Annotated in this window: 5 protein-coding genes and 2 pseudogenes; 3 read left to right on the forward strand and 4 right to left on the reverse strand. The window is 38.5% G+C overall.

Going from position 1 to position 6,285, the window contains the following annotated elements:
- Positions 1-20: 20 nt before the first annotated feature.
- Together BMX26_RS04655 and BMX26_RS04660 are read right to left on the reverse strand one after the other, a co-directional pair.
- Positions 21-740: a DUF554 domain-containing protein gene (locus tag BMX26_RS04655; protein ID WP_075530297.1), complete on the reverse strand. Its 720-nt coding sequence runs from the start codon at positions 738-740 to the stop codon at positions 21-23.
- Between the two features lie 88 nt (positions 741-828).
- Positions 829-1,248: pseudogene (locus tag BMX26_RS04660) on the reverse strand (methyl-accepting chemotaxis protein); the annotation flags it as partial.
- A 237-nt stretch (positions 1,249-1,485) separates the two neighbouring features.
- On the opposite strand from BMX26_RS04660, the gene BMX26_RS04665 reads away from it, so the two are divergent.
- Positions 1,486-2,328 carry a DUF3737 family protein gene (locus tag BMX26_RS04665; RefSeq protein WP_075530299.1) on the forward strand — a complete coding sequence of 281 codons (843 nt, stop codon included), beginning with the start codon at positions 1,486-1,488 and terminating at the stop codon, positions 2,326-2,328.
- Between the two features lie 336 nt (positions 2,329-2,664).
- A complete protein-coding gene (locus tag BMX26_RS04670; RefSeq protein WP_075530300.1) occupies positions 2,665-3,342 on the forward strand; it encodes a hypothetical protein in 678 nt (225 codons plus the stop codon).
- A gap of 65 nt (positions 3,343-3,407) precedes the next feature.
- Here the strand turns inward: BMX26_RS04670 and BMX26_RS04675 are convergent, their stop codons facing one another.
- Complete coding sequence (locus BMX26_RS04675; protein ID WP_075530301.1) at positions 3,408-4,889, reverse strand: glycoside hydrolase family 1 protein; 1,482 nt, start codon at positions 4,887-4,889, stop codon at positions 3,408-3,410.
- A 164-nt stretch (positions 4,890-5,053) separates the two neighbouring features.
- Here BMX26_RS04675 and BMX26_RS04680 point away from each other — a divergent pair, with 164 nt between their 5' ends.
- On the forward strand, positions 5,054-5,896 hold the full coding sequence (locus BMX26_RS04680; protein WP_075530302.1) for an AraC family transcriptional regulator: 843 nt from the start codon (positions 5,054-5,056) through the stop codon (positions 5,894-5,896).
- A 77-nt stretch (positions 5,897-5,973) separates the two neighbouring features.
- Here the strand turns inward: BMX26_RS04680 and BMX26_RS04685 are convergent.
- Positions 5,974-6,171, reverse strand: a pseudogene (locus tag BMX26_RS04685) (transposase); the annotation flags it as partial.
- Positions 6,172-6,285 lie beyond the last annotated feature (114 nt).

Here is a 6,285-nt window from a genome sequence, read left to right on the forward strand (position 1 = left end):
TTAAAAAAGCCAAGTCTTTTTTAAACCAAAACCACATATAACGGCACAAATAATAACGCCGGCAGCATGTTGGCAACCTTGATTTGCTGCTTCAAAAGCAGGTTTAACCCAATCACAAAAATTAACGTCGAACCCACTAACGTCAACCCGTTTAAAGCAGCTTGCGTCAATAACGGCTTTAACAGGCTGGCCAGCAAGGTTAACGCCCCCTGGTAGCACAAGACCGGTACAAAAGCAAACACCGGTCCTAAGCCAAAGGAAGCCGCATAGAGCATATTGACAATTAAATCAATAACAGCCTTCGAAAATAACAAACTTGGATCATGGGCTAATCCATCTTGCAAGGAGCCGACAATCGCCATTGCCCCAATACAAGAAGTAAGCGACGCCGCCAAGAAGCCTTCGGTAAACCGGCTTCCCTGCTTATTTTGCCCTGCATACCGGTAAAGCCAGCTGCTTAACTTTTGAAACCAGCCGTCAATATCGATTGCTTCACCTACCATAGTGCCTAAAGCCAGCGTGACAATCAGCATCATCTCGTCTTGTGTTTGAAATTGCCCATTTTTAATAATCAGCATCTTATTTAATGTCCCGCTAATGCCTAAAAACAAGGCTCCTAAGCCTATGGCCTGCATAGCTGCTTTTTGAATTTTATCTGAGATAAGCCTTTGAAAAAACATCCCTAAAAAGCCACCGCAAATTAGAGCTAAACAGTCAACTAATGTCCCCAAACCTATCATTTTTTCATCCCTCAATCACATAATGGACCTAGTTTAGCAAAAAAAAACCGCCACTTCAACCCAAAAAAGAAGCCCTCCGGCTTCTTTTTTATAGTTTAAATTTTTGAACTTCATTGTCTAATTGGTTAGCCAAAGCTTCATCATTAATATCGGCGATGTTTTCAGCGACTCCTTCTGTTCTGGTAGCTGCCTTCGTAATCGCTTGAGCATTTTCTTCAACAGCGGTATTAACATCTTGGGCTGCTTCTTTGATACGGGTAATATCTTCATCTAATTTGGCTGTTAAATCCGCAATCTCTTGCATCATGCTATCAGTTTTGTCGGTATGTTGTTTAGTTGCCTGACTCATATCGGCTAATTCTTGATAGCCATTCATTGCCGTGGTATTCGCAAAATCAATCATTTTTTCTGATTCGCCGACTCTAGCTGCTTCAATTGAAGCGTTGAGCGACAGCATTGTTGTTTGCTTGGTAATTTCCATAATGGCCGTTGTCAATTCATTAATTTGACCAACAGCTTTTGATTGTCTCTATTATACGCTATCGTTCAAGCTGAACTTATCCACAAGCTTTTTTAGCAAAGTTATCCCCAAATTAAAATACATTTTAGCTATACGTCGCTATTAAATATAGGTATTTTACATTGCTGCGTCACCTGACTACAATAAACTTAAGCAAATTTATTTACCTAAAGCTAACTTTAGGGTATAAGATAGAATTAACAAATTACAAGTGAGGTAAATCCTATGGAAAAAATCAAAGGTGGCTTATATGAAGGTGAACGCGCCTTATTTATGCTTGATGATGCTTCGTTAGATAATGTTGTTTTCGATAATGGTGAATCCCCTTTAAAAGAAAGCTCAAACTTAACCATTGACCATACTATTTTTAAATGGAAATATCCGCTATGGTATTCCAACCACATCTCGGTAGATAATTCCTTATTTGAAACCATGTCCCGCTCCGGCATTTGGTATACCAACGATATCACGGTTAAAAATTCCAGCTTGCAAGCGCCTAAATTATTTAGACGCTGCGATGGCGTAACCTTAGACCGGGTACATTTTGCTGATGCTCAAGAAACCATGTGGACTTGCAAAAATATCAAGTTAACCAATGTCCAAATCAATGGCGACTACTTCGGTAAAGACAGCGAAAATATTTATCTGGACAATATCGATTTGATTGGCAACTACTGTTTTGACGGCGCTAAAAATATCGAGGTCCACCATAGCCATTTTGTTTCCAAGGATTCTTTTTGGAATTGCGAAAATGTTACTATTTACGATTCTGTAATTTCCGGTGAATATTTGGCTTGGAATACTAAAAATATTACCTTCGTCAACTGTTTAATTGAAAGTAATCAGGGCTTGTGTTACATTGATGGTCTTAAAATGATTAACTGCACGCTTTTACAAACTGATTTGGCCTTTGAATACTGTCAAAACATCGATGCTGAAGTTGTCTCAGATGTTATCTCCATCAAAAACCCTATTTCCGGCTCCATCAGTGTCAAAGCCGTCGGTGAAATCATCCAAGATGACCCTAATATTGACCAAAAGCTCGTCTCAATTAAGGTGACCGGCTGATAAGCTAATAATTAAAAGACGTCCGCAAGTTTGCGGACGTTTTTCTTTTAACCACAAAAATTAATTGACCAATTCTGCCTTAATAGTGTTAAATCCGCGCTATTGCTTTTAATGTTTTTGTTTTATTTTTATAATTTTATTGACAAAAAATTAATTTATTTATAATTTAAGCCAATGATAGCTCGCAGGGATATCAATTGACTATCATGCATAAATTAATAAAAAAAGAAGGCTTTATTATGGGTGATATTAATTGTAATTATGGTAACAGAGTCAAAAATTGTATCCATCACATAATATTAAATTACGTGCTAAATATAAGGGGGTTTCATTCATATGAATAAATATTTTCGCCGTATTTTATTTAGTGATTGTCTTTCAAGCGTCGCTACACAATCTTATAACCTCTTTTTAATATGGTACTTTGCCTCTCAACTTCATAATCAAAGCCTAATTGCTTTACTCAGTTCAATCCAGCTGGCTGATTTATTTTTTGGCCCTTTAGGCGGAGCTGTTGCCGACATAAGTAACCCTCTGAAAGTCATCAAACAAACTACTTTTTATCGTATTATTATAAGCTTACTTCTTTTAGCTATAACTTGTTTTATGCAAGTCCGCGCCTTGGCTTTTTTCCTGCTCTTATTTGCGTTAATCACAAGTATTATCAGTGCCTTTTATGCCGCTTGCATCGAAGTTACAACCTACAAACTATCTCAATCCGAAACTGAATTAATTAAAAATAATACAGGTTTCACTGCCATCACCCAATTAGCCAGCATTTTTTCGGCAGCTTTGATGGCCGTTATGTCTGCTTTTTTATCATTAAAGGAAAGCATCTTAATCATCACTTTGCTGCTTGTTATTTCTGGTTTGTGTATCTTAAGCAAAAAATTGCCAATTAACTTAATTGAGCATCAAGCAAAAAAAATAAACTTTAGCGAGCTTTTTACCCAAACATTTCAAGGTATCGGCCAGCTTAAAAAGCTTAAAGTCATCACAGTCATTATTCCTTAATTACTTAAACCTTGACGATTATTTCCAATAAAAAAGGCTGCCAAAATGGCCAGCCTTTTTTATTATTAATCTGCCAAATCATCGCCGTTTGAAGCGATAACTTTCTTATACCAGTAGAAGGAATCCTTTGGCAAACGTTTCAAAGTACCGTTGCCTTCATCATCACGGTCAACATAGATGAAACCGTAACGCTTGGACATTTGACCAGTACCGGCTGAAACACAGTCGATGCAGCCCCATGTAGTGTAGCCTAAAAGGTCTACGCCGTTTTCAACGGCCTTGTCCATAGCCTTGATGTGCTTTCTGAAGTATTCAATCCGGTAGTCGTCGTGAACTGTCCCGTCTTCTAATTTATCAACGGCACCGAAACCATTTTCAACAACCATCAAAGGAATACCGTAGCGGTCGTACATTTCTTCAAGGTATAATTGCAAACCGGTTGGGTCAACTGACCAGCCCCATTCAGAATATTCAAGGTATGGGTTCTTGACACCAGCTGAGAAGTTGCCGTTAGCCTTTTCGACGACATCTTCGTGCGTGGTTACCATATTTGACATGTAATATGAGAAGGTATACATGTCAACTTTACCTTCCTTCATCACTTCAAGGTCGCCGTCTTCAATCTTCAAATGAACATTGTGTTCTGCCCATAAGCGCTTGGCAAATGTTGGATATTCACCCTTAGCTTGAGCATCAGCGCAATAAAGCTGATTTAATTCGTTTTCGTGACGAGCAGCTAAAACGTCAGCTGGATCTGGTGTGCCTGGATAGTAGACTGAACCAGCAATCATGTTTCCAATCATGAAGTCTGGGTTAATCTTGTGGCCTGCTACAACAGCCTTAGCTGAAGCAACAAATTGGTGGTGGAGTTTTTGGTAAGCTTTTTGATAGTCTTCATCAGTTGCTTTTCCGTCACCAACCATCTTCAAGAACATCAAAGATGAATTGATTTCATTAAATGTAAGCCAGTACTTAACCAGGTCTTTGTATTCTTCAAACAAAGTTGTAGCATATTTAACGTAAAGGTCAATCATCTTGCGATCTTGCCAATCGTTGTATTTTTCACCCAAAGCCAATGGATCTTCGTAGTGTGAAATGGTAACTAATGGTTCGATGCCATTCTTCTTTAATTCAGTAAAGAGACGACGGTAGAAGTCCAAGCCTGCTTGGTTTGGCTTATCTTCTTCACCGGTTGGAAAAATACGTGTCCAGGCAATTGATGTCCGAAAAACTTTAAAGCCCATTTCTGCAAATAATTTGATATCATCTGCAAATTTGTGGTAGAAATCAATCGCTACATGGTTAGGATAGTATTCATTGTCTAAAATCTTACCCTTAGCGCCTGCTGGCAGGGAACTGGCAAACATGCCGGCTACTTTGCCTTCTTTGCCATCCAAAGTATATGTCAAATAGCGTGGGCTTGCTAAAGAACCTGCCGTGGTAATATCAGTCACGGAAAGACCTTTTCCGCCTTCATTGTATCCGCCTTCAACTTGGTTAGCAGCTACAGCGCCGCCCCAAAGGAAATCTTTTCTAAAATGAGCCATAATCTATTCCTCCTCAAAATAATCGTGTTATTTTTTAAATTTTTATCTTTAATCTAAAAGATTGTTTTAATATTTGTTCCTACAAGTGTTATGTTATCATAGGATTAAATAACCATGTCACATTTCTTAAAGGAAATAGCGCCATTTTTTTAAGGGGGATTAACATGCCGATTGCTTACGAAGATGTCACTAATATGCCGCGGTTGCCTTTTAAATTTTTCAAGCGTACCAACCACGCACCCAAAACGCCTGCCCACTGGCACACCGGCATTGAAATTGATTATCTCATCTCAGGTGAAGACTTAAAAACCGTTATTTCAGGTAAAACTCATCATCATAATCCAGGCGATATCTGGGCTATCAACCGCTCGCAAATTCACTCCACCACTGGCCACAAAGACCGCACTTACACGGTCATGGGACTCATCATTGATAATACTTTTTTAACCGAAGAATACCCTGCTAGCCAGCAATGGCTGGTTCAAATGGACCATATCAGCCATACTACTGCCAGCTACCGCCAATTACGAAAACACTTGAATACCATTGCTTTTTTAGTGGAGAAACCTATCAGCGACCCCATCCGCTTTTTAATTCTCAGTGAATTTTTCCAGCTGATTGCCCTAATTGACACGGAATATACTACTAAAACAGCTGCATCAAACCATCCTAATCATTCTTTGGCTGATTCAATTATCAACTACATCGCTGATAATTCTTCTGAACATATCACCGCCAAAAGCATTGCTGAATATTTCAAGGTCTCACAAGTCACTTTGAATAAAGAGTTAAAGCAAGTTACTAACCTGCCTTTAGGCAAATATTTAAGCAAAGTCCGCTTAATGCATGCCCGTTATTTATTATTAAGCACCAATTATTCGGTCGAATACATTGCCAACTACTGTGGCTTTTCTTCAGCCAAGGTTTTGGCCCGCAATTTTCAAACGTGGAAAAAAATGACTCCGACAACCTATCGGCAAACCTTCAGCAAATATTTCAGCGAATAAAAAAAGGTAATTCATCCTTGATGATAAAACGGGCTTGACCTCTGATTTTAATCAGGGGTCAAGCCCGCTAAACTGTCTTATCTATTTTTACCATAATAGCCTTTAAGTTGCCTTCTCATAGCTTCTGTATACTGCGATTCAATATATTTTTCTACAACGTCTTTACTCATATCACCTAAAGTCCCCATATAATAACTAGGCGACCATAAATGTCCACCCCACAATAATTTTTTAGTTTCAGGATATTGTTTAAACCATATTCTAGCTGACGCTCCTTATTAAAGTGGATCCATATAAAACTAGCCAAGTAGAATATGGAACTGAATATGAAGAAAAGCACGAGTTAAGAGAGACTAATAAAGATGGTAAACGCAGATATGTTTCAGCAT

The sequence above is a fragment of the Ligilactobacillus sp. WC1T17 genome, assembly GCA_900110005.1.
GTDB lineage: Bacteria > Bacillota > Bacilli > Lactobacillales > Lactobacillaceae > Ligilactobacillus > Ligilactobacillus ruminis_A.

Excerpts from the sequence above, each read along its gene's own strand:
- BMX26_RS04655 (WP_075530297.1), bottom strand. The coding sequence starts at position 740 with ATGATAGGTTTGGGGACATTAGTTGACTGTTTAGCTCTAATTTGCGGT.
- BMX26_RS04665 (WP_075530299.1), top strand. The coding sequence starts at position 1,486 with ATGGAAAAAATCAAAGGTGGCTTATATGAAGGTGAACGCGCCTTATTT.
- BMX26_RS04670 (WP_075530300.1), top strand. The coding sequence starts at position 2,665 with ATGAATAAATATTTTCGCCGTATTTTATTTAGTGATTGTCTTTCAAGC.
- BMX26_RS04675 (WP_075530301.1), bottom strand. The coding sequence starts at position 4,889 with ATGGCTCATTTTAGAAAAGATTTCCTTTGGGGCGGCGCTGTAGCTGCT.
- BMX26_RS04680 (WP_075530302.1), top strand. The coding sequence starts at position 5,054 with ATGCCGATTGCTTACGAAGATGTCACTAATATGCCGCGGTTGCCTTTT.